At 70.0% G+C, this 26,373-nt stretch carries 28 protein-coding genes; 8 read left to right on the forward strand and 20 right to left on the reverse strand.

Features of this window, described 5'->3' with window-relative positions:
- Window positions 1-60 precede the first annotated feature (60 nt).
- Window positions 61-636, forward strand: a complete 576-nt coding sequence (locus tag BKA25_RS17485; protein WP_172803761.1) for a CPBP family intramembrane glutamic endopeptidase — start codon at window positions 61-63, stop codon at window positions 634-636.
- Between the two features lie 67 nt (window positions 637-703).
- Here the strand turns inward: BKA25_RS17485 and priA are convergent, their stop codons facing one another.
- From priA to hisH, 3 genes are all read right to left on the reverse strand, one after another.
- Window positions 704-1,432: a bifunctional 1-(5-phosphoribosyl)-5-((5-phosphoribosylamino)methylideneamino)imidazole-4-carboxamide isomerase/phosphoribosylanthranilate isomerase PriA gene (gene priA, locus BKA25_RS17490; protein WP_069848265.1), complete on the reverse strand. Its 729-nt coding sequence runs from the start codon at window positions 1,430-1,432 to the stop codon at window positions 704-706.
- A gap of 90 nt (window positions 1,433-1,522) precedes the next feature.
- A complete protein-coding gene (locus tag BKA25_RS17495; RefSeq protein WP_069848263.1) occupies window positions 1,523-1,759 on the reverse strand; it encodes a hypothetical protein in 237 nt (78 codons plus the stop codon).
- Window positions 1,756-2,427, reverse strand: a complete 672-nt coding sequence (hisH, locus tag BKA25_RS17500; protein WP_069853504.1) for an imidazole glycerol phosphate synthase subunit HisH — start codon at window positions 2,425-2,427, stop codon at window positions 1,756-1,758. Before hisH ends, BKA25_RS17495 begins: the two co-directional genes overlap by 4 nt.
- Window positions 2,428-2,543: 116 nt before the next feature.
- Here hisH and soxR point away from each other — a divergent pair, with 116 nt between their 5' ends.
- On the forward strand, window positions 2,544-3,005 hold the full coding sequence (soxR, locus tag BKA25_RS17505) for a redox-sensitive transcriptional activator SoxR (RefSeq protein WP_069848262.1): 462 nt from the start codon (window positions 2,544-2,546) through the stop codon (window positions 3,003-3,005).
- Between the two features lie 34 nt (window positions 3,006-3,039).
- Here the strand turns inward: soxR and BKA25_RS17510 are convergent, their stop codons facing one another.
- Window positions 3,040-3,192, reverse strand: coding sequence for a CG2302 family histidine operon protein (locus BKA25_RS17510; protein ID WP_172803705.1), 153 nt, complete (start codon window positions 3,190-3,192; stop codon window positions 3,040-3,042).
- A 78-nt stretch (window positions 3,193-3,270) separates the two neighbouring features.
- Window positions 3,271-3,870 carry an imidazoleglycerol-phosphate dehydratase HisB gene (gene hisB, locus BKA25_RS17515; RefSeq protein ID WP_069848260.1) on the reverse strand — a complete coding sequence of 200 codons (600 nt, stop codon included), beginning with the start codon at window positions 3,868-3,870 and terminating at the stop codon, window positions 3,271-3,273.
- A gap of 175 nt (window positions 3,871-4,045) precedes the next feature.
- Between hisB and BKA25_RS17520 the strand changes: the two genes are divergently transcribed.
- The 3 genes from BKA25_RS17520 (at window position 4,046) to BKA25_RS17530 (ending at window position 6,897) form a co-directional block, all read left to right on the forward strand.
- Complete coding sequence (locus tag BKA25_RS17520; RefSeq protein WP_069848259.1) at window positions 4,046-4,939, forward strand: RNA polymerase sigma-70 factor; 894 nt, start codon at window positions 4,046-4,048, stop codon at window positions 4,937-4,939.
- An 82-nt stretch (window positions 4,940-5,021) separates the two neighbouring features.
- Complete coding sequence (locus BKA25_RS17525; RefSeq protein WP_157421013.1) at window positions 5,022-6,188, forward strand: NAD(P)/FAD-dependent oxidoreductase; 1,167 nt, start codon at window positions 5,022-5,024, stop codon at window positions 6,186-6,188.
- Between the two features lie 127 nt (window positions 6,189-6,315).
- On the forward strand, window positions 6,316-6,897 hold the full coding sequence (locus tag BKA25_RS17530; protein ID WP_236750631.1) for a DinB family protein: 582 nt from the start codon (window positions 6,316-6,318) through the stop codon (window positions 6,895-6,897).
- Between the two features lie 15 nt (window positions 6,898-6,912).
- On the opposite strand, the gene BKA25_RS17535 is transcribed toward BKA25_RS17530, so the two are convergent.
- The gene (locus tag BKA25_RS17535; protein WP_069853501.1) at window positions 6,913-8,040 is read right to left on the reverse strand and encodes a histidinol-phosphate transaminase; all 1,128 of its coding nucleotides are present in this window, start codon (window positions 8,038-8,040) and stop codon (window positions 6,913-6,915) included.
- 2 nt (window positions 8,041-8,042) lie between these two features.
- Window positions 8,043-9,359: a histidinol dehydrogenase gene (hisD, locus tag BKA25_RS17540; RefSeq protein ID WP_069848257.1), complete on the reverse strand. Its 1,317-nt coding sequence runs from the start codon at window positions 9,357-9,359 to the stop codon at window positions 8,043-8,045.
- Between the two features lie 230 nt (window positions 9,360-9,589).
- Here hisD and BKA25_RS17545 point away from each other — a divergent pair, with 230 nt between their 5' ends.
- A complete protein-coding gene (locus BKA25_RS17545) occupies window positions 9,590-10,861 on the forward strand; it encodes a M14 family zinc carboxypeptidase (RefSeq protein ID WP_236750629.1) in 1,272 nt (423 codons plus the stop codon).
- A gap of 21 nt (window positions 10,862-10,882) precedes the next feature.
- Here the strand turns inward: BKA25_RS17545 and BKA25_RS17550 are convergent, their stop codons facing one another.
- The 6 genes from BKA25_RS17550 to nadA form a co-directional block, all read right to left on the reverse strand.
- Window positions 10,883-11,584, reverse strand: a complete 702-nt coding sequence (locus BKA25_RS17550) for a DsbA family oxidoreductase (protein ID WP_069848254.1) — start codon at window positions 11,582-11,584, stop codon at window positions 10,883-10,885.
- A gap of 2 nt (window positions 11,585-11,586) precedes the next feature.
- Entirely contained in the window at window positions 11,587-12,096 is a 510-nt protein-coding gene (locus tag BKA25_RS17555; protein WP_084642812.1) for an SgcJ/EcaC family oxidoreductase, read from the reverse strand.
- A gap of 43 nt (window positions 12,097-12,139) precedes the next feature.
- Window positions 12,140-13,750 carry an ABC transporter substrate-binding protein gene (locus BKA25_RS17560; protein ID WP_069848252.1) on the reverse strand — a complete coding sequence of 537 codons (1,611 nt, stop codon included), beginning with the start codon at window positions 13,748-13,750 and terminating at the stop codon, window positions 12,140-12,142.
- A 239-nt stretch (window positions 13,751-13,989) separates the two neighbouring features.
- Window positions 13,990-14,910, reverse strand: coding sequence for a carboxylating nicotinate-nucleotide diphosphorylase (gene nadC, locus BKA25_RS17565; RefSeq protein ID WP_084642808.1), 921 nt, complete (start codon window positions 14,908-14,910; stop codon window positions 13,990-13,992).
- A complete protein-coding gene (locus tag BKA25_RS17570) occupies window positions 14,907-16,535 on the reverse strand; it encodes an L-aspartate oxidase (protein WP_069848250.1) in 1,629 nt (542 codons plus the stop codon). The genes nadC and BKA25_RS17570 overlap by 4 nt, the downstream gene beginning before the upstream one ends.
- Complete coding sequence (gene nadA, locus BKA25_RS17575; RefSeq protein ID WP_084642806.1) at window positions 16,532-17,590, reverse strand: quinolinate synthase NadA; 1,059 nt, start codon at window positions 17,588-17,590, stop codon at window positions 16,532-16,534. The genes BKA25_RS17570 and nadA overlap by 4 nt, the downstream gene beginning before the upstream one ends.
- A gap of 118 nt (window positions 17,591-17,708) precedes the next feature.
- On the opposite strand from nadA, the gene BKA25_RS17580 reads away from it, so the two are divergent.
- Together BKA25_RS17580 and BKA25_RS17585 are read left to right on the forward strand one after the other, a co-directional pair.
- Window positions 17,709-18,389 carry an NUDIX hydrolase gene (locus tag BKA25_RS17580; RefSeq protein WP_221313505.1) on the forward strand — a complete coding sequence of 227 codons (681 nt, stop codon included), beginning with the start codon at window positions 17,709-17,711 and terminating at the stop codon, window positions 18,387-18,389.
- Between the two features lie 154 nt (window positions 18,390-18,543).
- A complete protein-coding gene (locus BKA25_RS17585; RefSeq protein WP_069853497.1) occupies window positions 18,544-19,863 on the forward strand; it encodes an FAD-dependent oxidoreductase in 1,320 nt (439 codons plus the stop codon).
- Between the two features lie 96 nt (window positions 19,864-19,959).
- On the opposite strand, the gene BKA25_RS17590 is transcribed toward BKA25_RS17585, so the two are convergent.
- From BKA25_RS17590 to BKA25_RS17615, 7 genes are all read right to left on the reverse strand, one after another.
- Entirely contained in the window at window positions 19,960-20,631 is a 672-nt protein-coding gene (locus tag BKA25_RS17590) for a DUF2567 domain-containing protein (RefSeq protein ID WP_236750627.1), read from the reverse strand.
- The gene (gene bsaP / locus BKA25_RS27950) at window positions 20,628-20,840 is read right to left on the reverse strand and encodes a biotin synthase auxiliary protein BsaP (RefSeq protein ID WP_084642801.1); all 213 of its coding nucleotides are present in this window, start codon (window positions 20,838-20,840) and stop codon (window positions 20,628-20,630) included. The genes BKA25_RS17590 and bsaP overlap by 4 nt, the downstream gene beginning before the upstream one ends.
- 2 nt (window positions 20,841-20,842) lie before the next feature.
- Window positions 20,843-21,865, reverse strand: coding sequence for a biotin synthase BioB (bioB, locus tag BKA25_RS17595; RefSeq protein WP_069848249.1), 1,023 nt, complete (start codon window positions 21,863-21,865; stop codon window positions 20,843-20,845).
- A gap of 141 nt (window positions 21,866-22,006) precedes the next feature.
- Window positions 22,007-22,690: a hypothetical protein gene (locus tag BKA25_RS17600; protein WP_069848247.1), complete on the reverse strand. Its 684-nt coding sequence runs from the start codon at window positions 22,688-22,690 to the stop codon at window positions 22,007-22,009.
- On the reverse strand, window positions 22,687-23,415 hold the full coding sequence (gene bioD / locus BKA25_RS17605; RefSeq protein ID WP_069848246.1) for a dethiobiotin synthase: 729 nt from the start codon (window positions 23,413-23,415) through the stop codon (window positions 22,687-22,689). Before bioD ends, BKA25_RS17600 begins: the two co-directional genes overlap by 4 nt.
- Window positions 23,416-23,513: 98 nt before the next feature.
- Complete coding sequence (locus BKA25_RS17610) at window positions 23,514-24,821, reverse strand: adenosylmethionine--8-amino-7-oxononanoate transaminase (RefSeq protein WP_069848244.1); 1,308 nt, start codon at window positions 24,819-24,821, stop codon at window positions 23,514-23,516.
- 83 nt (window positions 24,822-24,904) lie between these two features.
- Window positions 24,905-26,125 carry a cytochrome P450 family protein gene (locus tag BKA25_RS17615; protein ID WP_069848243.1) on the reverse strand — a complete coding sequence of 407 codons (1,221 nt, stop codon included), beginning with the start codon at window positions 26,123-26,125 and terminating at the stop codon, window positions 24,905-24,907.
- Between the last annotated feature and the right edge of the window lie 248 nt (window positions 26,126-26,373).

The raw sequence follows: 26,373 nt of genomic DNA on the forward strand, positions 1-26,373 counted from the left end.
TACCCCGTCGGTGGCCTCACGATCACATTATCCGCACTCTGGGTAGCGAACCGCTGCGGAATGTCACGAGACGATGTCGGTCTAGGTACTGCCGCCGTACCCGCAGGACTGCGAACGGGCGGTGTAGCGGCCGCGGTGGTGTCCGGCGCCCAACTGTGCGCCCTCGCCCTCCCCCGGTTGCGCGATGCCTACGACGACGACCGGGTCGCCGTCGCCGGGATCGGCGAACTGCTGTGGACGGCGGCGGTCCGCATTCCGGTGGGGACGGTGCTCACCGAGGAGGTGGTGTTCCGGGGCGTACTGCCGGGGCTGCTCGCGACGATGCCGGGGCCCCGCTGGCGGCCTGCGGTCGTCTCCGCAGGGCTGTTCGGTCTCTGGCACGTGTTGCCCGCGCTGCGCCTGGCGGGCGACAACCCGGCGCTGGCGTCGCTGGTGGGCCGGGGCAGGCTGCCGACGGTGGTGGCCGGCGTGTCCGGCACGTTCCTGGTCGGCCTCGCGTTGCACGCGCTGCGAGTCCGCGGGCGTGGGGTGCTCGCGCCGATCCTGGTGCACCTGGCGACGAACTCCGGCTGTTACCTGATCTCCTGGCTGGTGCGACGCAGACGGACCCGACCGGAGGGCCTGCCGCCGACCTAGGGAACGCGATCAGCGGCAGCGCAGCGTCCGAGCGTGCACCGAGGATGGAGAGGGACGCCGGATCGGCTCAGACGGCGGCGAGTGCCTCGGGCAGGGTGAACGCCCCGGCGTAGAGCGCCTTGCCGACGATGGAGCCCTCCAGGCCGATCGGGCCCAGCTCGGCGAGAGCCTGCAGGTCGGCGATGCTCGACACGCCACCGGAGGCGATGACCGGCGCGTCGGTGCGGGCGCAGACCTCGCGCAGCAACTCGATGTTCGGGCCGCGCAACGTGCCGTCCTTGCCGACGTCGGTCACCACGTATCGCGAGCAGCCGTCGGCGTCCAGCCTGGTCAGCACCTCCCAGAGGTCGCCGCCGTCGCTGGTCCAACCCCGGGCGGCCAGTCGGTGGCCCTGCTCGGTGATACGCACGTCGAGTCCGACGGCCACGGCGTCACCATGCTCGGCGACGACCTTCGCGCACCAGGCCGGGTCCTCCAGCGCTGCGGTGCCCAGGTTCACTCGGCTGCATCCGGTGGCCAGGGCCGCCCGCAGGGACTCGTCGTCGCGGATGCCGCCGGAGAGCTCCACCCGGACGTCGAGCCTGCCGACGACCTCGGCCAGCAGCTCCCGGTTCGAACCTCGGCCGAAGGCGGCGTCCAGGTCGACCAGATGCACCCACTCCGCTCCATCGCGCTGCCAGGTGAGAGCGGCTTCCAGCGGCGAGCCGTAGGTGGTCTCGCTACCTGCCGCGCCCTGAACCAGGCGGACGGCCTGTCCGGAAGCGACATCGACGGCGGGGAGCAGGGTGAAAGTCACGGGAGGCACTGTATCGCCGGCCGCGCCGAGGAGATGCGCCGTGTGCCCTTGACAGCGAAGCGGTGATCGCCTCGACGACACTCGCGGACGTCAGCGACCGTCGCGGCCCGCGAACGGTGGCTGCCGATCCGATGGCGGCCTACGCAGGATCACCGCTGCGGGCACTCCGATCACGGCGACCAACAGCGCCACCGCCGTCCAGCCCGACATGCCGAGACCGACGAGCGCCGACAGACCGGCGCCGCCCGCCAACGCGATGATGACCAGCAGGGCCACCAGACGTGTGCCGCCGCCCCGGCGCACCGAGCCGTAACGTCGCGGGCTCATGCGAGGGTGTCCAACCAGTTGGTCAACAGGGCCGCCCCCGCATCCCCCGACTTCTCCGGGTGGAACTGGGTCGCCCACAGCGGGCCGTTCTCCACTGCCGCGACGAACTCCGCGCCGTGTTCGGCGTAGGTGACCAGCGGCGGGAGGAACGGCGGGGTGTCCTCCAGCGTCCACGACCTGGCCGCGTAGGAGTGCACGAAGTAGAAACGGGTGTCGGTGTCCAGTCCGGCGAACATCCGGCTCTGCTCGGGGGCGCGCACGGTGTTCCAGCCCATGTGCGGCAGGACGGGCGCCGACAGTCGGTCGACCGTTCCCGGCCACTGGCCGCAGCCCGACGTCTCCTCGCCGTGTTCCACGCCGCGCTCGAACAGGACCTGCATGCCGACGCAGATGCCCAGCACCGGCCTGCCGCCCGAGAGGCGATCGTCGATGATCTTGTCGCCGCGCACCTCGCGGAGGCCGGCCATGCAGGCGGCGAAGGCTCCGACTCCCGGTACGACCAGACCGTCGGCGGCCAAGGCGGCGTCACGGTCGGAGGTCACCTCGACCTGGGCGCCCGCTCGTTGCAGGGCCCGCTGGGCGGAGCGCAGATTTCCCGACCCATAGTCGAGTACGACGACGTTCGGCACGCCCTCCAGGCTACCGAGGACGTCCACCCGCACGGTCATCCCCCGTCCGTCCGCGCCGGTCACCGCCTGCGCCGGAGTGATCCGCCCGACCGCATACCACGACACTCCGAGGCCAATACTTCGAGGTAGGTAGAGCTTCTGGCTATGCTGGGGTCATGCCACCACTGCGTGATCAGTTGACCATCGGCGAGGTCGCGACCCGCAGCGGAGTCCCGCACACGGCCCTACGGTTCTACGAGCAGCGTGGGCTGATCTTCGCCGAGCGCACCGGCGGCAATCAACGTCGTTACCCGCGCACCGTCCTGCGCAGGCTCGCCTTCATCCGCGCGGCGCAACGCGTCGGCATGAGCCTGGACCGGATCGCCGAGGCACTGGAGAAGCTGCCGCCCGGCACCAGTCCGACCAAGGCGCATTGGGCCCGGCTGTCGGCCTCCTGGAAGGAGGAGCTGGAGACCCGGATCGACGGAATGCAGCGGCTCCGGGACCGGCTCGCCTCCTGTATCGGCTGCGGTTGCCTCTCGCTGAAGTCCTGCTCACTGCACAATGCCGACGACCAGCTGGCCGATCTCGGCGCGGGCGCCAGCGGACTCCAGCCCGCCGCCGAGGGCGGTTGCTGAGCGAGGCCGCCCCGCAGCGACACGGAGCCGGTCCTCAGATCAGCCAGAGCACCGTGGCGACACCCGCGATCACCGCGCCCACCAACAGCAGGATCGCCAGGGTCTTCGCGGTCTTCCACAGCGACCACACGCCGCCCAGCAGGAACCCGGTCACGCCCAGCAGGACCAGCCACACCCAGTCTTCCACCACAAGCCTCTCGTCACGCCGGGCTCGTCGCCCGCGTCCTCACCTGGCCGGACGAGGTTACCCACGGGCCTGCGGTGATCAGAGCGTGCCCTTCGTCGACGGCACGCCGGTGACCCTCGGATCGGGTTCGACGGCGGCACGCAGGGCCCTGGCCACCGCCTTGAACTGCGCCTCGGTGATGTGGTGCGGATCGCGGCCGTGGATCACCCGGACATGCAAGGCGATCTGGGCGTGGAAGGCCAACGAGTCGAAGACGTGCCGGTTGAGCACGAAGGGGTAGTTGCCGCCGATCGTGAAGGTGTTGAACGCCTCCGGTTCGCCGACGTGCACGCAGAACGGCCTGCCGGACAGGTCGACGGCGGCGTGGGCGAGGGTCTCGTCCATCGGAATCCAGGCATCGCCGAAGCGGCGGATACCGGCCTTGTCGCCCAGTGCCTGGCGGAATGCCTGGCCGAGCACGATGGCGACGTCCTCCACCGTGTGATGGGCGTCGATCTCCACGTCGCCGCGCGCCGCCACGGTCAGGTCGAAGGAGCCGTGGACGCCCAGCGCGGTGAGCATGTGGTCGTAGAACGCGACCCCGGTGTCGATGTCGACCTTCCCGGTGCCGCCGAGATCGATCTCGACCGTCACCGAGGACTCCTTGGTGACGCGCTCCACCCTTGCCGACCGGCTCATCGGCCGTCTCCTCGCTGCTCGTCCCGCCAGAGCGGCCACGCCGCCAGGTCACACCTCCCACCAGCGTAAACGACCCGCGATCCGTGCAGCGCGGCGGTCGGACACCCCAGCACGCCCTGCTCGCCCCCCGCTGAGGATCCGCACGACCCGGCCGTCGTGTCCGACCCCGATCCGTATGCTTGATCTCGTGTCGGTCACGTCCGAGGAGCTGAACGAGTTCGAGGCGCATCGCACTCGACTGTTCGCCATCGCCTACCGACTGCTCGGGTCGGCGAGCGAGGCCGAGGACGCCGTGCAGGACACCTTCCTGCGGTGGAACGACGCCGAACGCGGCTCGATCCGGGAACCCGCAGCCTGGCTGACCACCGTGCTGACCAATCTGTGCCTCACCCGGCTCACCTCTGCTCGCGCCCGCCGGGAGAGCTACATCGGACCGTGGCTCCCGGAGCCCGTGATCACCGACAGCCAGGCGTTGGGCCCGTTGGACACGGTGGAGCAACGCGAGTCCGTGTCGATGGCCTTCCTCGTGTTGTTGGAACGCCTCACACCGCCGGAGCGCGCGGTGTTCGTGCTCCGCGAGGCCTTCGAGTACGGACATCGGGAGATCGCCGGAATCCTCGGGATCACCGAGACGAACTGCCAGCAGCTCTATCATCGAGCCCGCGAGCGGGTGAACCGCGATCGGCCCCGCTTCGACGCCGTGCCCGAGAAGGGCCGTCGGATCGCACAGCGCTTCCTGGAGGCGGCCCGGGGGATGGACATCGCCGGGCTGGAGAGCATGCTCGCCGCCGACGTCGTCGCGTGGTCCGACGGCGGCGGCAAGGCCAATGCCGCCCGTAGGCCGGTGTTCGGCGCCGACCGAGTGGCCCGACTGCTGGCGGGCTTCATGCGCAAGGGCGGCTTCACGACCGTGTTCACCGAGGTCAACGGGGCGCCTGCCTGGCTGGCCATCGCGGATGGTCGGCCCATCACCGCCCTGGTCCTGCATATCGTGGACGAGCGGATCACCGCGATCCACACGAGCGTCAACCCGGACAAGCTGGAGTACCTCGCCGCCCAATTCGCGTGACCACCGTCACGACCGCAACGTGTCAGCAATCCCGTCGCCACCCGGTTCAAGAGTCGATCGAACACGGGAGAAGGAGCTGACGATGACTCATCGGATCGTGATCATCGGTGCGGGCTATGCGGGCCTCACGGCGGCGGCGCGGGTGGCGCGGCAGACCCGCGATGTCGAGGTGGTGTTGGTCAACGCAAGCCCGAACTTCGTCGAGCGGGTACGACTGCACGAGGTCGCCTCGGGGGCGAGTGTCGGGGAGCACCCCCTGGCGGAGCTGCTGCACGGCACGGGAGTCGAGCTGCGGATCGGATGGGTCACCGACATCGACCCGCAGCGTCGGGAACTGCGGATCGACGACGAGGTGTTGGACTACGACACCCTCGTGTACGCGCTCGGCAGCACGGCCGAGCACGGCACGAATGTTCCCGGTGTCGCGGAGCACGCCACCAGCGTCGCCGAGTTGGAGGCGGCCCGCGACGTGCACGAGCGGATCACGCAATCGGCCGCCCGACGCGGCCGGGTCACGGTGGTCGGCGGCGGGCTGACCGGCATCGAGGCGGCCACCGAACTCGCCGAGTCGCACCCCGGACTACGGGTGCAGCTGCTCGTCGGAACGGTGGTCGGCCCGGCGTTGTCCGCGAGGGGTCGGGCGCATCTGGGCCGGGTGTTCGACCGGATGGGCATCGAGGTGCGGGCAGGCGCCCGAGTCGCCGAGGTACGCGAGTCCCGCCTGGTACTGACCGACGGGCAGACGGTCGACACCGATCTGACGGTGTGGGCGACGGGCTTCGGCGTACCCGACCTCGCAACGCGGGCCGGGTTGGCCGTCGACGCCGCAGGCCGTCTCCTGGTCGACGACGCGATGCGCTCGACCTCGCACCCGGATGTCTACGGCGCCGGTGACGCCGCGACGGTCCGGTTCTCCGACGGTCAGGAACTCCGGATGTCCTGTGCCACGGCCAAACCGGTCGGGCAGCATGCGGCGGACTCCATCGTCGCCCGGTTGTCGGGCCGCGTGCCGAGGCCGTTCCGATTCCGCTACTACCTCCAGTGCATCAGTCTCGGCCGTCACGACGGGCTGATCCAGCTGGTCGACGCCAGGGACAACGCGAAGGAACGGATACTCACCGGTCGCGCCGCAGCCCGCGTGAAGGAGACCGTCGTGCGCTTGGCGCTGCGCACCTGCTATCAGACCGTCCCGCAGCTGTTCCGCCGTGAGACCCGTGGCGCAGAGCGGGTCGACAGCGTCGGTAGGTGAGTGGCCGCCGCAGCCGGGTGGAGCCGTTCTCCTGCGGCTCCACCAGCCGACCGCCAACACCGTCGAGGCCGCGTCGACGAGGTAAATCATTTGTCCGCCCCCTGAATCGGCGCCGATGATGACGACCATGGCGACCCATCGACGTGCCGACATGTTCACCGCAGACGGCAGGCCCTCCGACGACGACCCGCGAGAGCACGGGCCCCGGCTGGGCGACGAGCGGGTCACCCTGGTGGATTCGTTGCGCCGCCAGCGACTCACGTTGGAGATGAAGTGCGCCGACCTGGACGCCGAGGCCATGGCACGCCGAGCCGTGGAGCCCTCGACGATGTCGTTGCTGGGCATCGTGCGACACCTGGCCGAGATCGAACGGGCGACGTTCCGGGTGATGATGGCGGGTCAGGACGCGCCTCGACTGTTCTGCACCACGGATGATCGGGACGGTGACTTCAACGGCGCCGTCGCCGATCCACAGGTCGTCGAACAGGCCTGGAAGGCCTGGCGGACGGAGGTGGACTTCGCCGTGCAGTGGGTCGCCGGTGCGCCCGGTCTCGACGTCACCGGCGACGATCCCCTGAATCAGCACGGCAGCGGCGGCGGGACGATGTCGCTGCGCGAGGTACTGCTCGGAATGATCGAGGAGTACGCCCGTCACATGGGTCACGTCGACCTGCTTAGGGAACGCATCGACGGCAGGCTGGGACAGTGAGTCCCGCGAGTCTGATCAGCCGATCCCGAAGCGGGCCGCGACCTCCTTGCTCGCGTTGAGGAACGCATCGTTCTCCGCCGGGGTGCCCACCGTCGCCCGAAGGTGGCCCGGGATTCCGACATCGCGGACCAGTACCCCGCCGTCCAGGTAGGACTGCCAGGCCTCGGCCGGATCGGCGAAGCCCCCGAACAGCAGGAAGTTCGCGTCCGAGTGCACCACCGGGAAACCGAGCCCCGTCAGGGCGTCGGCGACCCGGTGTCGCTCGGCGACCAACGCGGCCACCGATCCGAGGGTGGCCTCGGCGTGCCGCAGTGCCGCGCGCGCGGCGGCCTGCGTCAGGACCGACAGGTGGTAGGGCAGCCGGACGAGCTGCAGCGCGTCGACGACGGCGGGCGCCGCCGCGAGGTAGCCGAGTCGGCCACCCGCGAAGGCGAAGGCCTTGCTCATGGTGCGGCTGACGATCAGTTTCGTCGGGAACTCGGCCAGCAGCCGCACACCGCTCGGCGCGGCGGAGAACTCCCCATAGGCCTCGTCGAGCACCACGATGCCCGGAGCCGCCGCCAAGAGCGTCCGCAGGTCTTCGAGGGGAACCGACTGTCCGGTGGGATTGTTCGGACTCGTCACGAACACGATGTCCGGTCGGTGCTCCTCGATCGCCCGCACGGCGGTCGCCGCGTCCAGCGAGAAGTCCTCTCTGCGGGGCGCGGCCACCCACTCGGTGCGAGTGCCCGAGGCGATGATCGGGTGCATCGAGTAGGAGGGCGCGAAGCCGAGCGCGGTGCGCCCCGGCCCGCCGAAGGCCTGCATGATCTGTTGGAGCACCTCGTTGGAGCCGTTGGCCGCCCAGACGTTCACCGTGTCCAGTTCGACGCCGGTGGCGGTGCCGAGATAGTCGGCCAGGTCGGTGCGCAGCGCGATCGCGTCCCGATCCGGATAGCGATGCAGATCGGCGGCCACCGCGCGGATCGACTCGGTGACATCGTCGATGAGCCCGGGCGGCGGTAGGTAGGGGTTCTCGTTGGTGTTGAGCCGAACGGCGACGTCGAGTTGCGGCGCTCCGTAGGGGCTCTTACCCCGCAGGTCCGCCCGCAATGGAAGCGCGGCGATATCGATCTCGCCGCCCGGAATGGCACGTTCGGTCATCGTCATCCCCGCTTCCGCACGGCGACGGCATCGCCGTGGGCCGGTAGTCCCTCGGCCTCCGCCAAGGCGATCACCTGTTCGGCGACCTCCTGTAGGGCCGTCTCGTCGTACTCCACGACGTGGATGCCGCGCAGGAAGTTCTGCACGGACAGGCCACCGGAGTGCCGCGCGCAACCACCGGTGGGCAGCACGTGGTTGGACCCGGCGCAGTAGTCGCCCAACGACACCGGCGAGTACGCACCGACGAAGATCGCGCCTGCGTTGCGCACCCGGGCCGCCACCGTCGAGGCCTGCGCGGTCTGCACCTCCAGGTGTTCGGCGGCGTAGGCGTCCACCACGCGCAGCCCGGCGTCGATGTCGTCGACGAGGATGCAGCCGGACTGCCTGCCGCCCAAGGCCTCGCGGACTCGGTCGGTGTGCCGGGTCTTGGGCACCTGCACGGCCAGTTCGGCGTCCACTGCCTCCGCCAACGGCAGCGAGTCGGTGACCAGCACACTCGCGGCCAGGGTGTCGTGCTCGGCCTGACTGATCAGGTCGGCCGCGACGTGCACCGGGTCCGCGGTGCCGTCGGCCAGGATCGCGATCTCGGTGGGACCCGCCTCGGCGTCGATGCCCACCAGTCCGCGCAACAACCGCTTGGCGCCGGTGACGTAGATGTTGCCCGGCCCGGTGACCAGGTCGACCGGGTCCAGTTCCCGACCGTCGGTGTCCCGGCCGCCGTAGGCGAGCAGCGCCACCGCCTGGGCGCCGCCGACGGCCCACACCTCCTCGACACCGAGCAGCTCGCAGGCCGCCAGGATCGTCGGGTGCGGGAGGCCGTCGAAGTCGGCCTGCGCCGGGGAGCACACCACCAGCGAGTCGACGCCCGCTGCCTGGGCGGGTACCACGTTCATCACGACGCTGGAGGGGTAGACGGCCAGGCCGCCGGGCACGTACAGCCCGACCCGGCCGACCGGTACCCACCGTTCGGTGACGGTTCCGCCGGGCGCCAGGGTGGTGGTGACGTCGGCGCGTCGCTGGTCGGCGTGCACCAGGCGGGACCGCCGGATGGTCTCCTCCAGCGCGGCCCGCACCCCGGGGTCCAGTTCCGCGAGTGCCTTCGCCAGCCGTTCCGCGGGCACGGTGACCCGCTCGGGCCGGACGCCGTCGAACTGTTCGGTGTAGTCCAGCACCGCCTCGACGCCGCGTTGCTCGACCTGCTCGACGATCGGTCGCACCCGATGCAGCACCGCATCCACGTCGACCTCGGCACGCGGCAGCACCGTGCGCAGCTCGGCGGGACTCGGGACTCGACCACGCAGGTCGGTACGGGACAGCATCGCGCTCCTTCGATTCGTGAGCAGCGCCGAGAGGGCGCCGCTCGACAGCGTAGCCGGCAGCGCGTGAGGGCGGGCAGGAAGACCCGGGCCCCGCGATTGTCACTTGCCGGTAGTCACCCAGGTACGAAGTGTCCATTCGCCTTGTCAGACATCAACATGGCGATCACGATCGGATGATCGTTTCCCTCTGTAGAACCGGAGGCCCCATGTCCCGCGTCCATCGTCTACCCATGGCCTTGGCCCTGGGCGTCTGTCTCGTGGTGTCCCTCGCCGCACCGGCCGCAGGCACCGATGAGCCCGCAGCGAGCCCCGACCCGCAGGAGACGCCCGCAGGCGTCTACCTGGTCGAGGAGGCCGACACCCCACAGCAGCGCACCGCGATCGCCGCCCTCGGTGTCGACGTGCTGAGCGCCGACGACACGAGCATGACCGTCGTCGCCGATGCCGAACAGCTCGTAGGACTCCGCGCCACCGGGCGGCCGCTGACCTTTCTGGCGGAGCGCGGTGAGTTCATCGATCTCGGCAGGAGCGACGGACCGTCGATCAACGCCTTCCCATCCGGCTACGAGGACTACCACGACTTCGCCGAGCTGACCTCGGCGCTGGAGCAGGCCGCCGCCGACCACGCGGGGCTGGCCGAGCTGGACAGCGTCGGCAGCTCCGTGGAGGGCCGAGACCTGTGGTTGATGAGCATCACCCAGGCACCGGCCGGGTCGCCGGAGGTGCTGTTCACCTGCCAGCTGCATGCCAGGGAGCACCTCACCAGAGAGATGTGCCTGCACATCGTGGACCGCTTCACCGACGAGTACGGCAGCGATCCGGCGGTCACCGAACTGGTGGACAGCAGGATCATCCGGGTGATCCCCTCGGTGAATCCGGATGGTGCCGAATACGACCACGCGAGCGGTGGTTTCCGAGGCTGGCGCAAGAACCGGCAGGGCCAGGGCACCGACCTCAACCGCAACTGGGGACACCAGTGGGGTTGTTGCGGCGGATCCAGCGGTAGCCCGAGCAGCGACACCTATCGTGGTTCCAGCGCGTTCTCGGCGATCGAGAACCAGCACGTCCGGGACTACGTGGAGTCGCGGGTGGTCGGCGGAACACAGCGGATCACCGCGCACATCGACTTCCACACCTATTCGGAGCTGATCCTCTGGCCCTACGGCTACACCTATTCCGACACCGCGCCCGGCCTGACCGCGCAGGACGCCGCCGCCTTCGAGGCCCTGGGCACCCGAATGGCGGACACCAACGGCTACACCCCACAGCAGATCAGCGATCTCTACATCGCCGACGGCGGTATGAACGACTGGATGTGGGGCGCCCACGGGATCTACAGCTTCACCTTCGAGATGTATCCCCGGTCCGGTGGCCTGAACGGCTTCTATCCCGGTGACGAGGTCATCGACCGCGAGACGGCCCGCAACGACGAGGCCGTCGATCTTCTGCTGTCCTATGCGGACTGCGTACCCCGGGTGATCGGGGCGAGCTGCGGGGCATAGCCGTCGAGGTCGGGCACGGAGTCAGCCAGGGATGGAGCTCCGTGCCCGCCACGCCTCTTCCAACAGTTCCAGCAGTTCCTCGGTGGCGAGCGAACCGGAGTGGGTGCCGCCGCCGATGCGGTAGGCGGGCACGGCGGTGGCCCCGACCTCGGCGGCGCGGGCATGTTCGGTGTGCACGACATCCGAGTACGCGTCGGTGCGCCACAGTTGCGCCGCGACGGCGCGGTCCAGACCCGCCGCTGCCGCCAGTTCGGTCAAGAGGTCGCGATCGGCGAGGTCGGCGAGATCCCGTTGGTACGCGGTGAAGAGGGACTCCCGCACGGCGTCGCCGACGCCGTGCTCGACCGCCGCCTGGGTGAGCCGGTGCGCGTCGAGGGTACTCACCGGTCGCACGGACTCCGGGCGCAGCTGCAGGCCCTCCGTGTTCCCCTCGGACCGGATGCGTTCGAGGATCTCCGTCACGGTCGCCTCGTCCATCGCCCAGTCCTCGCGCATGATCTCGACGAGGAGGCGCGGCGGGGTCCCCGCGTAACCGGGCCGCAGTTCGAATGATCGCCAACGGGTCTGGACCCGATCGGCATGGGCGAACCGGGCGAGTGCGGCGTCCCAGCGTCGCGCGCCGATCCAGCACCAGGGACAGGCGAAGTCGAACCAGATCTCGACGTCGAGTGTGCTCGTCGCGCCCCGATCCGTGGGCACGTCGGCAGCGGTCTGCTCAATCATGATCAACCCACCACCGTGTTCTGTCCGACCCTGATCCGCCATCCCGCCGAGGTGCGCACCGCGACGAACACCACGATGCTCTCCCGGTTCTCGGTGTCGACCGGCAGCAATGCGCCATCTGCCGCGGCGGGCCGCTGCCGAGCATGGACCACCGCGATGTCGGTGTGGAGGAAGATCAGGCTCTCGACGTCGTATCGGACGTAGACCTCGCGTAACGGACCGTCGAACACGAAGGCCTGCGCACGCAACAACGTCTCCCTGTCCAGGACCAGATTGCCCACGATGTTGACGAAGATCGGGTCGTCGTCGAACAAGGCGTTCATGGCCGGGGCGTCGTTGGTGTTGAAGGCATCCTGATAACGCCCGACGAGCTCGACGACGGCGGTGCGGTCCTCCGACGACCGACCGTCGGTGCCGGATCGCTGCTGCTGATCTCGGCCATGGTGGTGGGCGCTCCTCTCGTCGACGGCGGGTCCTGAGGTGACTCGCCTGCCGAGAGCATCCGACCTCAACAGAGGTTGATGTCAACCGAGAGGAACGAAGGGGTGGCCCCCGTCAGTCCAGCGTCCAGTGGTGGAGGTTCCACCACGGTCCCCAGGTGATCCCGTGTTCGGTCGACTCGACGACGGGTCGATAGCCGTCCCAGCCATCACGCTGCAGGTAGGCGTGCTCCAGGAAAGTCAGGAACACCAGGCCGGGTTCCTCCAGGTAGGCACGCTGGGCCTCCCAGTAGTAGACGGTTCGCTGTGCCGGATCGGCGATCTCGCGGGCCGCGTCGAGCGCGGTGTCGACACTCAAGTTGTGATAGCCGCCCGGGTTCGCGGTCACCTCGACCGGCGACGTGGAGTGCAGGGCGTCGAAGAACTGGAAATCCGGGTCGAGGTGGCGGCCACCACTGGTCAGCACGGCGTTGTCGGCGGCGTGTTCGGCGAGGTCGGCCGCGTCGACTCCGCGCGTCTCGACCTCGATGCCCACCTCGGCCGCGTCGGCGGCGAACGCCTCGACCAGCCTGCCGTCGAGGTCGTCGTCCTGCGCGTAGAACAGGCTGAATCGTGCGGTCTCGCCCTCGCGCTCGCGCACCCCGTCCTCACCGGGGGTCCAACCACCGGTGGTGAGCAGGCGCCCCGCCTGGAGCGGGTCGGCGGTGAACGCCGACTCGGGTTCGAGGAGATCGGGCATCGCCGGGCTCGCCGGGGTGGAGGCAGGCGAACCCAGGCCGCCGAGGACCTCGGCGACCAGCTCGTCCCGATTCACCGCGAGATTGAGCGCCATCCGAATCGAGGGATCGCCGGTGACCGGTCCCTCGGTGGGCAGGCTGACCGCCCGGTATTCGACGCTCTCGTGTCGCAGGACCTCGTAATCCTCGGTGATCTCGTGGATCTCCGGGTCGCGCAGCTGCTCCGGATCACCTGGCGGCAGCATCGCTCCGTCGGCCACTCCCGAGGAGAGGAACCGGGCCTGCTCGGCCGGGTCGGTGTGGAAGACGACCCGCACCTCCTCGATCTCCGGCGGGCCCTGCCAGTGATCCGGATTCCCCGACCAGGTCATCTCCTCGCCCTGCGTCCAGCCGGTGAGCCGATAGGGCCCGGTGCCGATCGGTTCGTCCGCCAGGGCGGAGTCCCGCACCGGTTCCGCATCCTCCAGTGCCTCGCTCGGCAGGATCCCCAGCGTCAGCAGGGAGAGGAACGGCGAGTACGGCTCGTCGAGCTCGAATCGGACGGTGGTCTCGTCGACGGCCGTGACCTCGCGCAGCATCGAATACCGTGACGCGATCGGCGACTCGAAGGCGGGATCGAGCAGTGCCCGATAGGTCGCGACGACATCCGACGAATCGAATTCGCTGCCGTCGTGGAAGGTCACGCCCTCCCGCAGGCGCACCGTCCACACGGTTGCGTCCTCCTCGGGGAAGGGCAGTTCCGAGGCGAGCGCGGGACGCAGGTCCAGCCGGGCGTCCGAGGTGAGCAGCCCGTCGTAGAACTTGGCGGCGCCGCTGTTACCGAAACCCGCCAGCGGGTGCAGCGTCTCCGGCTCGTCCACGGTGGACAGCACCATCGGGGCCGTCGCGTCGGCGGAGTTCCCACCCGGCGACAGCGTGCTGGTGCAGGACGAGGACAGCAGCGCGACGGTCAGCACACAGGCCGACGGCAGCAGGCGGGGAGTGGGCACAGGTCACCCTAGAAAGCACGGTGTGCGCCGGGCAACCGGGGTTGGCCACCCTTCGATGCTCGGGATCGGACGACGGGTGGAAACCCGGTCGGTGTCGGCGGCCCCGAGCATCGCGGCCGTTCGGCACCTCCGTGGTGCGGCGACCGCAGTGCAATGGGGCCGCCCGAGAATCGGGCGACCCCACCGTGTCCTGCGGCGAGCGATGTCACACCCGCCGAGGTGCGATGCCGAATCGCGGCTCAGAGCAGATCCAGCCCCAGATCCAGGGCGGGTGCCGAATGGGTGAGGCCGCCGACGGCCAGGTAGTCGACCCCGGTGGCGGCGTACTCCCTGGCGACGTCGAGGGTCAGCCCGCCGGACGCCTCCAGTCGGGTTCTGCTGCCGATCGCGTTGCGGACGCGGACCGCCTCGGCGCACTGCTGCGGGCTGAAGTTGTCCAACAGCACCAGTTCGGCGCGCGCGGCGAGCACGGCGTCGAGTTCGGTCAGCGTGGTCACCTCCACCTCACACGACACGTCGGGCGCGTATGCCCGGACGGCGTTCAGCGCGTCGGTGACCGATCCGGCCGCGACCACGTGGTTGTCCTTGATCAGCACGGCGTCCCCGAGGCCCATCCGGTGGTTGGCGCCGTCGCCGCACCGCACCGCGTACTTCTCCAGATGCCGTAGCCCCGGCGTGGTCTTGCGGCTGTCCCGGATGACGCAGTTGGTGCCGCGCACCTCCGCGACCCAGGCCGAGGTGAGCGTCGCGATGCCCGAGAGATGACAGAGCAGGTTCAACGCCGTGCGTTCCGCGGTCAGTAAGCCGCGGACCGGTGCCTTGACCCGCAGTGCGACCTGACCGGGCGCCACCCGATCACCGTCGGAGAGCTCGGTGTGCACCTCGACCTGGTCCGGACCCACCACGGTGTCCAACACCGCGAGGAAGACGGGGATGCCCGCCATGGTCCCCGCCCGCCGCGACGCCACGTCGGCGACCGCGATCGCGTCGGCGGGCACCGTGGCCATCGTGGTCACGTCCGGCCCGTAGCGAAGGTCCTCCTCCAAGGCGGTGAGGACCACCCGGCGGATCTCCACCGGGTCGAGCGAGGCTGCCTCCAACTCGCCGAGGACGGTCGAGGAGAACTCGGCCGGTGTGAACTCCGCGAAACGCGAACTCATGCGACACCCTTCAGGCTGGTCTGTTCGACGAGGATCGGCTGTCCGGCCACATCCAGTCGGGTGAGCAGGCTGCGCCGCCAGATCCGGTCGTCACGTTCGGGGTGATCATGTCGCACGTGACAACCACGGGATTCGGTGCGGTTGCTCGCCGCGAGCAACGACAGTCGGGCCACCAAAGCCAGCGCGGCATCGGCGACCAGGTCGGGCGTCCGCAGCGGCCGGACCACGGTGCAGGCGTCCAGCGTGGTCGTCGCCGTGGCCAGTCCCTCGGCGTCCCGGCCGATGGCGGCGTACCGACTCATCGCCCGCTGTAGCACCGGACGGTCGGCGACCGCCTCGGCGGGCAGGACCGGGTCGATCTCGGCGCAGGGCCCGCCGAGCAGACAGGCGGCGCGGTCCTCGGCCACCGCCTCGGCGACCCGACGACCGGTCACCAGACCTTCCAGCAGGCTGTTCGACGCCAGCCGGTTCGCCCCGTGCAGCCCCGTTCTGGCCACCTCGCCCACGGCGTAGAGGCCGACGACGCCGGTACGGCCGTGGGTCGATGCCACGATGCCGCCGCAGGCGAAGTGCGCGGCGGGCGCCACCGGGATCGGGTCGGTCGCCGGGTCGATCCCCACCGCCTGGCAGGCCGCGAACACCGTGGGGAACCGACGCCGGAAGGCCGGGCCCGCCAATCCGGTGGCATCGAGGTAGACGTGATCGTCGACTCCGCCAGGGGCCTCGGCGAGCCTGCGGGTGATCGCGGCGGACACGACGTCCCGGGGCGCGAGATCGGCCATCGGATGCACACCGGCCATCACCCGGCTGCCCGTGGCGTCGATCAACACGGCGCCCTCGCCCCGGACCGCCTCGGTGATGAGGGGACGGCGTCCCCGGTCGGCGGGCCCGCTGTAGAGGACGGTGGGATGGAACTGCACGAACTCCAGATCGGAGACCACCGCTCCCGCCCGCAGTGCCAACGCCAGTCCGTCGCCGGTGGCGCCGTCGGGGTTGGAGGTGGCCTGGTAGAGCTGCCCCGCTCCCCCGGTGGCGAGCACCACCGCAGGGGCCCGCAGCAGACCGGTGCCACCCTCGGGATCGAGCACCAGCAGGCCGGCCACCGCGCCGGTCGGCGTGCGCAGGGCCTCCACCGCGACGTGGTGTTCGAGGATGGCGATCCGCCCGTCCCGGCCTGCCGCGAGCAGCGCCCGGGAGACCTCGGCGCCGGTCGCGTCGCCGCCCGCGTGGATCACGCGGTAGGCGCTGTGACCGCCCTCCCTGGTTCTGGCGAGACCGCCGCCGTCCGAGGCCGCGTCGAAGCGTGCCCCGAGTCCGATCAGCTCGGTCACCGCGTCCGGACCCGCACCGATCACGCCTCGGACGGCCGCTTCGTCGCACAGGCCAGCCCCGGCGGTCAGGGTGTCGGCGACGTGCCTGTCCACCGAGTCGGCCGATGGATCCCGATCGTCGAGGACGACGGCCACCCCGCCCTGCGCCCACCGGGTGTTGCCGTCCTCGGCGGCCCCCTTGGTGACCACGAGGACGCGCAGGCCGAGGCGCTGGGCATGCAGGGCGGCGGTCAGCCCGGCCACCCCGGTGCCGACCACGAGTACGTCGGCCTCCGACTCCCAACGGGCGGTCATTCGCCGCCGCCCGGCCTGCCGATCTCGATCATGCGACGGACCGCGTTACGCGCCTGATCCGCGGTGTCGGGATCGACGTGCACCTCGTCGAGGCCCTCGCGCAGGCAGCGCAGCAGCGCGGCGGGAGTGATCATCTTCATGTAGCGGCAGGAGGCGCGGTCGTTGACGGCGCGGAAGTCGACCTCCGGCGCGGCCTGTCGTAACTGGTGCAGCATGCCGACCTCGGTGGCAACCAACACCGAGGTGGCCGAGGTCTCCCGCGCCGCGTCGAGCATGCCCCCGGTGGAGAGGATCTTGACCTTCTCGGCGGGGACGGCGCCCTCGCCCGCGAGGTAGAGCGCGGAGGTCGCGCAGCCGCATTCGGGGTGGATGAACAGATCCGCATCGGGCGCGGCCGCGGCACGGGCGGCGAGCTCGGTGCCGTTGATGCCCGCGTGGACGTGGCACTCGCCCGCCCAGATGTGCAGGTTGTCCCGGCCGGTCTCGCGCTGGACGTGCGCACCGAGGAACTGGTCCGGCAGGAACAGCACCTCCCGGTCGGCCGGGATGGAGGCGACCACGTCGACCGCGTTGGACGAGGTGCAGCAGATGTCGGTCTCGGCCTTCACCGCGGCCGTGGTGTTGACGTAGGAGACGACGACCGCGCCGGGGTGCTCGGCCTTCCAGGCGCGAAGTTCGTCGGCGGTGATGGAGTCGGCCAGCGAGCAGCCGGCCCGCTCGTCGGGGATCAGGACCCGCTTGTCCGGGCTGAGGATCTTCGCGGTCTCGGCCATGAAGTGGACGCCGCAGAAGATGATCGTCGAGGCGGTGCTCTCGGCGGCGATCCGGCTCAGCGCGAGCGAGTCGCCCGCGTGGTGGGCGACGTCCTGGATCTCGGGGAGCTGGTAGTTGTGCGCCAGCACGACGGCGTCCTGCTCGGCAGCCAGCCGCCGGACCTCCTCCCGCCATGCCTCGTTCGCCTCGACGCCGCCGTAGGGCGTCAGGTCTGCATCGGTCGGGCCCGCGTCGACTCTGTCGCCCACCTGGCCGTCCGCGTGTGTGGCACTCGCAGTCATCCTGGTCCTCCCCACCCGACCACGGATCTCGGCCGGATTGACTACCCTGAGTTTTCGCCCGTTAAGCGAAAACCAGCCGGATAGTATCAGCCAAGTGAGCACTACCGGGCACGAGGTATTGGCGGCAGTACTCGGAGTGCGGGGGCTCGGAGCGGCCAGATCACTTCAGGTGCTGCTCTGGGAACGTGGGATGGAACCGCAGGCGGGGCGTTGGTCGCTGCCCGGCGGCGGCTTGGGCGCCGACGAGGACGTCGAGACCTCCATTCGCAGGCAACTGGCGGAGAAGGTCGACGTCCGCAGGCTCTCGCATGTCGAGCAGCTCGCCGTGTTCAGCGCACCGGACCGCGTCCCCGGCCCTCGGACGGTGGCCACCGCCTTCCTCGGCCTGGTGCCCTGCGACGTGGACCCGGCGATGCCCGCCGACACCCGGTGGTATCCCGTCGACCGGCTCCCCGACACCGCGTTCGACCACCACGCCATCGTGCAGCGGGCTCGCAACCGGCTGCGAGCCAAGCTCTCGTACACCAACCTGGGTTTCGCGCTGGCACCTCGGGAGTTCAGCATCTCGACGCTGTGCGGCATCTACTCGGTGGCGTTGGGCTACCGCGTCTCGGCGACCAACCTCCAGCGGGTGCTCTCCCGGCGGGGACTGCTGGAGCCGACCGGACACACCTCGCCCTCCGGCCCCTCGGGCGGCAGGCCTGCCGCGCTCTTCCGATTCACCGGTCACGGCCTCCAGGTCACCGACCCGTTCGCCGTGCTCCGGCCCCCGTCGGGCGGCGCTACACCACGCAGGTGATCAGTACCACAGTCCCCCGGGGGAAATGGAGCCCTTAGGTCGGGCTAACCTCTACCTAACGGCAGGGTTCACCGCGAGGACGTGGAGATACTGCCTCCCGAACGTGTGCTGACGATGAGGAGAGTCCATGAGTCGCCCGCTGCGGGTAGCCGTGATCGGGGCAGGGCCTGCCGGGATCTACGCGGCCGACATCCTGACCAAGTCCGAGCAGCCGGTGAGCATCGATCTCTTCGAACGGCTGCCCGCTCCCTACGGCCTGGTCCGCTATGGCGTCGCCCCGGACCATCCCCGGATCAAGCAGATCATCCACGCGCTGCGCCGGGTTCTGGAGAAGCCGGAGGTTAGGTTCATCGGCAACGTCGACTACGGCGTGGACCTCAAGCTCGACGAACTGCGCGAGCACTACGACGCGGTGATCTTCTCCACCGGCGCCACCGCCGACCGGGCGCTGGACATCCCCGGCATCGAGCTGACCGGCTCGTACGGCGCGGCCGACTTCGTCTCCTGGTACGACGGACACCCCGATGTCTCCCGGGAGTGGCCGCTGACCGCCCGCAGTGTCGCGGTGATCGGCGCGGGCAACGTCGCGCTGGACGTCGCACGCATCCTGGCCAAGACGGCCGACGAGCTGCTCACCACCGAGATCCCCGACAACGTCTACCAGGGCTTGGCGGCCAGCCCGGTCACCGACGTCCACGTCTTCGGCAGGCGTGGCCCGGCCCAGGCGAAGTTCACGCCGCTGGAGCTGCGGGAACTGGACCACTCCCCCAACGTCGAGGTCATCGTCTACCCCGAGGACATCGAGTTCGACGAGGGCAGCATGGCCGCGATCCGGGAGAGCAACCAGGTCAAGACGATCGTCAAGGTCCTGCAGGACTGGGCGATGCGCGAGCCCGGCACCCGGACCCGACGGCTGCACCTGCACTTCCTGCACCGACCGGTCGAGATCACCGGCAGCACCGAGGTCGAGGGCCTGCGTACCGAGCGGATGGAACTCGACGGCACCGGCAACGTCGTGGGCACCGGCGAGCTGCACGACTGGGACGTCCAAGCGGTGTACCGGGCGGTCGGCTACCTCAGCTCCCCGCTGGCCGAGATGCCCTTCGATCACACCACCGGCACCGTGCCGCACCAGGCAGGCCGGGTGCTGGACCTCGACGAGCAGCACCTTCCCGGGGTGTACGTCACCGGCTGGATCAAGCGTGGCCCGGTCGGCCTGATCGGTCACACCAAGGGTGACGCGCTCGAGACGATCAACAGCCTGCTCGCCGACATCGACGGCGTCGACCTTCCGGAGCGGCCCGACGAGGCGGCGATCCTGCGGTTGCTGGCCGATCGAGGCGTCGACTTCACCGACTGGTCCTGCTGGAACCGACTCGACGAGCACGAGATCGGCCTCGGCACCGCCGCAGGCCGCGAGCGCATCAAGGTCGTGGACCGGGACGAGATGCTGTCGGTCGGCAAGGGCGACTGACACCGGCGGCCTTCGCTCGCAACGACGACAGGGGCGGATCCTCCCTCCGGAGGGTCCGCCCCTGCTGCGTCTTGGGGCCTGCCGAGCAGGCCCTGATCAGGACAGTCGGCGCCCGAGGTCGTCCTCGCCGTTCCAGGCGGTGGCCAGCCCGTAGGCCAGCGCCGCGCCCAGGGGTTGCGCGATCATCGCCCACGCCGAGTCCAGCGCGGGCGGTCGGACCAGGGTCATCCCGGCACCGATCTGGTCTCCCAGCGGATGCGCGCTCGCCGCGAAGGACAGGCCCGTGCGCATCGCCAACCACGCGGCCAGCGCCGAACCCCCGACGACGGCCAGCGCGGTCAGCGGTCCTCGACGGGCCCGCAGCAACCAGCAGGCCACCCCGGTCAGGACGCCCAACGCCATCCCGAGCAGGACGAAGACCGCGATGGCGTCGAACCGGTGATAGCTCTCCATCGCCAGCGGGGCCAGCGTCCCGTTGGAGAGCACCCGTACCTGCATCGACGGCGCCAGCTCCGACCACACCCAACCCAACGGCAGTCCGAGCAGGCCGACGAGCGACAACGCGCTCAGCGCCGGCAGGATGTCGCGCCGCGAGAAGACCGGCGCGACCGGCCTGCGTCGCAGGATCACGCCACCGTGGCCGACACCGCCACCCGTCGGGCCGGATCCGACGCCGTGAGCGGCGACGACGCCCTCCGAATCCGCAGGCTGCTGCCCCACATCGGCCTCCACATTCCACGCACGTCCATCCTCGGACGTCAGCGTCACCGCCGGTCCGAGCCCAGCTCTGGGGCGTGCAGCTCGCCATGCGCACTGCATCGGGCGCTCCACCCCGCCGGAGTCACCTGCACAACCATACGGCGGGCGCACCGAACGCAATATCGCGGTGGATCAACGATCCGCCGCCTCGCGCAGCCTGCGGCGTGCTCGGTGGACCCGCTGGCCGCGCACCAGCCGCAGAACTCGGCGTCCGGCATCGTCACAACGTCCGATTCAGCGCTTTGATCGGCATCCGCAGCTCCTCGAGCATGTCGAGGTCCTGCTGGGCCGGGCGGCCGAGATTGGTCAGGTAGTTGCCGACGATGATGGCGTTGACACCGCCGAGCATCCCCTGTTCGGCGCCGAGATCACCGAAGGTCAGTTCGCGGCCGCCCGCGAAGCGCAGGATCGTCCGAGGCAGCGCCAACCGGAAGGCGCCCACCGTGCGCAGCGCCTCGGTGCCCTCGACCACCGGGTAGTCCTGGAAGGGGGTGCCGGGGTTGGGGATGAGGAAGTTCAACGGAACCTCGTCGGGGTCCACCTCGCTCAGCTCGGCGGCGAATTCGGCACGCTGCTGCACGGTCTCGCCCATCCCGATGATCCCGCCGCAGCAGACCTCCATCCCGGCCGCGCCGACCATGCGCAGGGTCTCCCGGCGTTCCTCCCAGGTATGGGTGGTGACGACCTCGGTGAAGTGGGAGCGGGCGGTCTCCAGGTTGTGGTTGTAGCGGTGCACGCCCATCTCGACCAGTTCGTCGACCTGGTCCTGGGTGAGCATGCCCAGCGAACAGGCGATGTTGACCTCGGCCGTCATGGGGTCGGCGCGAATCGCCTCGATACCCGCGCGGACCTGCGCCAGCAAACCGGCGTCCGGGCCACGTACCGCAGCGACGATGCAGAACTCGGTCGCCCCGGTCACCACGGTCTGGCGGGCGGCGGCGACCAGACCGGGGATGTCCAGTCGCACGGCTCGAACCGGCGAGAGGAATCGCCCGGACTGCGAGCAGAAATGACAGTCCTCCGGGCAGCCACCGGTCTTGAGACTGACGATGCCCTCGACCTCGACCTCGGGCCCACACCAGCGCATCCGCACCTCGTGTGCGAGTTCGAGCAGTTGCGGAGTCCGCTCGTCGGGCAGGCGCAGGACCGCTTCGATCTGCGACCGGTCCAACCCGATCCCGCCGTCCAACACCTGTTCCCTGGCCAGAGCGAGGATGTCGGTCTGATCAGCCGTCACGGTCACAGTGGACTCCCTTGGACTCGGGTTCGCCTCGCCCGATCACGATGACAGCCCCTCATCGATGGACGCATTGTCTCGGTACGCCCGAATCCGGAGCGCGACACTGTCGATAACCGCCAGTGGTGATCGCGGGAATCCCCCGGGTCAGCGACTCGGCGGCGGATCCTCGGGGCGGGCAGAGCTGTCGAGGTCGTCGATCGACTTCTGCTCGGCACGGTGCGGTGGTCGACGGGCCGCCGTGGGCGGACCCGCACCGTTGGTCCTCCGGGCGGCGTCGGCCTGCTGGGCCGCGCCGTCACGCAACGAGGCGACGAATCGTTCGGCCTTGTTCAGTCCGAAGGCGATGATCGTGACCAACAGCCAGGTCAGCACCAACAGCCAGCCGACCACCTCGATCAGCACCCGGACCACGCCGCTCGTCTCTCCCAGGTAGACGCTGCTCAGCAGCAGGCCTGCGGGGACCAACAGCAGCAGGACCGCGATGCCCGCGCACCCCAGCTGGCTGCGGCCGGATCCCAACCGCAACGTGGCGCCCGCCGAGGCGAACGCGACCAGGAACAGCAGCGCGGCCCCGAACGCGGCGACCGCCTGCCCGGCGCCGGTCGAGCCGATCGCCGACCACAGGGTGAGGCCCGCGACGATCGTGAACACCCCGGTGATCCACAGTCCGCAGCCGGTCGGGCGTCCTCGGCCGGGTCCCGGACCCATGGGTGGTGAGCCGTTCCCGGGACGGTTCTCGGGCCGAGGCGGCCGGTCGCCCGCCGCACGCGCCCGATCGCCGGGCTGTCCGCCCGGCCCGGACTGCTCCGGTGGTCCTGCGATGGTCATCGTCGATCTCCCACTGTTGTGAGCAGTCCGGCCGCCGGGTCGATGGCCCGTCCGCCCAGGTCGGGATGCAGCCAGTCGGGTGCCCGAAGGACGAAGTCCGAGGTGGACAGCGCTCCCGATCCCGCGGGCAGCACGCCGAGAAGCGGGGCGCCCGCCGCCGCTGGCAGGTCGACGAGATTGTGCCGGGCGGCGAGATCGGGCTCGGCGGGCCACTCGCCGATCACCACGCCGAGGCAGGTCAGGGCCCTGGCTCGCAGCGCCTCCGAGGTCAGTGCCGTCTCGTTGAGGGTGCCCAGTCCGGCGCGGGCCACGATCACCACGGGTGCCGCCAGGGCGACGGCGATATCGGCGAGCGTCGTGCCCACCGAGTCGAAGCGGACCAGCAGGCCGCCCGCGCCCTCGATGAACACGGGATCGTGGTGCCGGGCCAGTTCGGCGACCGCCGCGACGATCTCGGCCGGTCTCGTCTCGGCCAGACCGGATCTGGCTGCGGCGGTCGCAGGCGCGAGCGGATCGGGATACCTGGCCAGTTCGCGCACGGTCACCGGACCCGCCAGCCGCCGGACGTCGTCGACGTCGCCCGGTTGCCCGGGCCCGACGCCGGTCTGCACGGGTTTGACGACTGCGGGAGTGCGATCCGCACCGAGCGCACCGGCTACCAGCGCTGCGGTGACCACGGTCTTGCCGACGTCGGTTCCGGTCCCGGTGATCACGACGACACCCATTGTGCCGAGCCTAGAGGCACCGGCTTCTTCGTCTCTCGGCCACCGGTCGAATGCGAATGGTTGGTCGATTCCGCCCGTGGCGTGGGGCGGCCCGCCGCTCAGCCTGCCGAGGCGATCTCCGTCATCGCCTCGGTGACCCGAGCCAGGTCCGCGTCGTCGATCACATACGGCGGCATCGTGTAGACGACATCGCGGAACGGCCGCAGCCAGACACCGTGTCGTGCGGCGATCGACCGCGCGACGGCGGGGTCGATGGGCTCGGCGAGTTGCAGCGCGCCGATCGCACCGAGCACTCGGACCTCCCGCACCGAGGGCAGTTCACGGGCCGCCGCCAGGCCGCGGGTCAGGCCGCGTTCGATGCGGGCCACGTCGTCGCGCCACGCGCCGGAGTCCAGCAGGTCCAGCGATGCCCCGGCCGCCGCGCAGGCCAGTGGATTGCCCATGAAGGTCGGTCCGTGGGCCAGGGTCGGGTACCGACCCCGTGAGATCCCCTCGGCCACGCCGGGGGTGCACAGCGTCGCGGCCAACGACAGATAACCGCCGGTCAGTGCCTTCCCTACGCACATGACGTCGGGGGCGATGCCCGCGTGGTCGGCGGCGAACAACTCCCCGGTACGGCCGAATCCGGTGGCGATCTCATCGAAGATCAGCAGCACGTCGTGGGTGAGCGTCAGCTCCCGCAGCACGTGCAGGTACCGGGGATCGTGGAAGCGGATCCCGCCGCCGGCGTTCTGCACCACCGGCTCGACGATCACCGCGGCCAGTTCGTCGGCGTGCTCCTCGATCTCTCTGGCCAGCAGGGCCACGTAATCGTGCTCGACGCCGACGTCGTAACCGGACGGCGGTGCGGGCACGAAGACCTGTTCCGGCAGTACCCCGCGCCACAACGAGTGCATCCCGCCCTCGGGATCGCAGACGCTCATCGGGTGGAAGGTGTCCCCGTGGTAGCCGCCCCGCCAGGTCAGCAGGCGGCGTTTCTCGGGCCGCCCGGCCGAACGCCAGTACTGCAGGCACATCTTGACGGCCACCTCCACCGACACCGATCCGGAGTCGGAGAGGAAGACGTGCTGCAAGGGATCGGGGGTGATCTCGACCAGGCGCGAGCACAGCCGCACGGCGGGTTCGTGGGTGAGTCCGCCGAACATCACGTGGCTCATCCGTCCGACCTGATCGGCGATCGCCGCGTCGATCGTCGGGTGGCGATAGCCGTGGATCGCCGACCACCACGAGGACATGCCGTCGATCAGCTCGTCCCGTCCCTCGACCGGCTCGGCCAGGCGGAGCCGCACACCGGAGGCGGACTCCACGAGCAACGGGTCGACGATGCCGGGCATCGGCGCGTAGGGGTGCCACACGTGGGCTCGGTCCAGTTCGATCAGCCGCGCTGGGTGCACAAGGGCGAGCATAGGCAGCCGCGCCCGGCGCCCTCGCGCGGACGGGGGCCGACGATCCGGATCGGCGCGCCCGTCCGGGCGAGGGAACGGCGCTATCAGGCGGTGAGGCGCACCGGGAGCGTCTCCAAGCCGTGGATGATCGTGCTGTACCGCCACCGCAGCGGCGCGGCCGGATCCCCGGCCAGGGCCAGGTCGGGGAAGCGCGCCAGCAGCCTGCCGAAGGCGATCTCGCCCTCGAGCCTGGCCAGTGCCGCACCGAGGCAGAAGTGGATGCCGTGGCCGAAGGCCAGATGGCCGCCGGGAGCCCTGGTGACGTCGAGCCGATCCGGGTTCTCGAAGCGGTTGGAATCCCGGTTGGCCGCGAGCAGGGAGACCAGCACCATCTGGCCCGCCTTCACCTGCGCGCCGAAGAGGTCCATGTCCTCGGACGCCCATCGGGCCGTGGCCAGGTGCACCGGTCCGTCGAACCGCAGGAACTCCTCGACGGCGCCGGGGAGCAGCTCGGGGTTCGCTTGCAGTGCGGCGAGTTGATCCGGGTTGCGCAGCAGCCCGTTCACGCCGTTGCCGATCAGGTTGACCGTGGTCTCGTGCCCCGCGACCAGCAGGACGAAGACCATGCCGACCAGTTCGCGCTCGGTCAGTCGGTCCTCGGAGTCCCTGGCGTCGATCAGCGCGGTGAGCAGGTCGTCGGCGGGCTCCTCGCGCTTCTGCGCGATGAGCTTCATCAGGTAGGCGGCCATCGCGGTCGAGGCCTCGTGGACCGAGCTGCCGTCCTCATCGGTGACATCGGTGTCGAGCAGGCGGTTCGACCAGGCGCGGAAGTCGTCGCGGTCGTCGTCGGGAACGCCGAGGAGTTCGCAGATCACCGTCATCGGCAACGGGAACGCGTAGGCGTCGAGCAGGTCGAGCTCGGTGTGTCCGTCCATCTCATCGAGCAGCTCGTCGGCGATCTGCTCGATGCGCGGCCGCATCTCCTGGATACGACGCGAGGTGAACGCCTTGGTCACGAGCTTGCGCAACCGGGTGTGCTCCGGCTGATCGGCGCGCAGCAGGTTGGCGCTGAGCTCGTCCTCGAACGGCGAGTCGAAGGCCACGCCCTCCGCCGTGTCGGGCGGCGCCTTCTGCAGGCTCTGGTCCGCCAGTGCCGCGCGTGCCTCCTCGTAATCGGTCACCACCCAGGCGTCGAATTCGGGGAAGAGTTGCAGCTGCCTGATCGGGCCTGCAGAGCGTAAGAGCTGGTAAGCGGCGTGCGGATCGCGCAACACCATCTCGTCGACGTCATCGCTGCGCTCAGCGGAAGGATGAGACACGGTCATGGGCACCCCACGTCATGGTTTTCACTCGCATACATCTGACTCATTCCAGTGAACGCCTATAACGAAGTGCTCCAGGTCACAGATCGGCGGCGTCGAGCGCGACATCGCTGCTAGGCACCGTGTCCGCCGCTCATCCGCCATTCGATGTTCACTCGTTCGGATCAGTCACCCACCCGTGGATCGCCCCCCGACTATCACCCGGACGGGTCAAGGTCGCCGTCGGCCGGAGAGCCGCAGAATGCTCTTTG

This window comes from Actinoalloteichus hymeniacidonis (genome assembly GCF_014203365.1).
Lineage (GTDB): Bacteria > Actinomycetota > Actinomycetes > Mycobacteriales > Pseudonocardiaceae > Actinoalloteichus_A > Actinoalloteichus_A hymeniacidonis.

Excerpts from the sequence above, each read along its gene's own strand:
- hisB (WP_069848260.1), bottom strand. The coding sequence starts at position 3,870 with ATGAGCCGGTCGGCAAGGGTGGAGCGCGTCACCAAGGAGTCCTCGGTG.
- bsaP (WP_084642801.1), bottom strand. The coding sequence starts at position 20,840 with ATGCCGGACGCCGAGTTCTGCGGCTGGTGCGCGGCCAGCGGGTCCACC.
- nadA (WP_084642806.1), bottom strand. The coding sequence starts at position 17,590 with ATGACTGCGAGTGCCACACACGCGGACGGCCAGGTGGGCGACAGAGTC.
- BKA25_RS17495 (WP_069848263.1), bottom strand. The coding sequence starts at position 1,759 with ATGAGCCCGCGACGTTACGGCTCGGTGCGCCGGGGCGGCGGCACACGT.
- nadC (WP_084642808.1), bottom strand. The coding sequence starts at position 14,910 with ATGAGTTCGCGTTTCGCGGAGTTCACACCGGCCGAGTTCTCCTCGACC.
- BKA25_RS17610 (WP_069848244.1), bottom strand. The coding sequence starts at position 24,821 with ATGCTCGCCCTTGTGCACCCAGCGCGGCTGATCGAACTGGACCGAGCC.
- BKA25_RS17550 (WP_069848254.1), bottom strand. The coding sequence starts at position 11,584 with ATGATTGAGCAGACCGCTGCCGACGTGCCCACGGATCGGGGCGCGACG.
- hisD (WP_069848257.1), bottom strand. The coding sequence starts at position 9,359 with ATGCTGTCCCGTACCGACCTGCGTGGTCGAGTCCCGAGTCCCGCCGAG.
- soxR (WP_069848262.1), top strand. The coding sequence starts at position 2,544 with ATGCCACCACTGCGTGATCAGTTGACCATCGGCGAGGTCGCGACCCGC.
- BKA25_RS17525 (WP_157421013.1), top strand. The coding sequence starts at position 5,022 with ATGACTCATCGGATCGTGATCATCGGTGCGGGCTATGCGGGCCTCACG.
- BKA25_RS17545 (WP_236750629.1), top strand. The coding sequence starts at position 9,590 with ATGGCCTTGGCCCTGGGCGTCTGTCTCGTGGTGTCCCTCGCCGCACCG.
- BKA25_RS17535 (WP_069853501.1), bottom strand. The coding sequence starts at position 8,040 with ATGACCGAACGTGCCATTCCGGGCGGCGAGATCGATATCGCCGCGCTT.
- BKA25_RS17520 (WP_069848259.1), top strand. The coding sequence starts at position 4,046 with ATGCTTGATCTCGTGTCGGTCACGTCCGAGGAGCTGAACGAGTTCGAG.
- BKA25_RS17600 (WP_069848247.1), bottom strand. The coding sequence starts at position 22,690 with ATGACCATCGCAGGACCACCGGAGCAGTCCGGGCCGGGCGGACAGCCC.
- BKA25_RS17570 (WP_069848250.1), bottom strand. The coding sequence starts at position 16,535 with ATGACCGCCCGTTGGGAGTCGGAGGCCGACGTACTCGTGGTCGGCACC.
- BKA25_RS17485 (WP_172803761.1), top strand. The coding sequence starts at position 61 with ATGTCACGAGACGATGTCGGTCTAGGTACTGCCGCCGTACCCGCAGGA.
- hisH (WP_069853504.1), bottom strand. The coding sequence starts at position 2,427 with ATGACCGTGCGGGTGGACGTCCTCGGTAGCCTGGAGGGCGTGCCGAAC.
- bioD (WP_069848246.1), bottom strand. The coding sequence starts at position 23,415 with ATGGGTGTCGTCGTGATCACCGGGACCGGAACCGACGTCGGCAAGACC.
- BKA25_RS17530 (WP_236750631.1), top strand. The coding sequence starts at position 6,316 with ATGGCGACCCATCGACGTGCCGACATGTTCACCGCAGACGGCAGGCCC.
- BKA25_RS17615 (WP_069848243.1), bottom strand. The coding sequence starts at position 26,125 with ATGACCGTGTCTCATCCTTCCGCTGAGCGCAGCGATGACGTCGACGAG.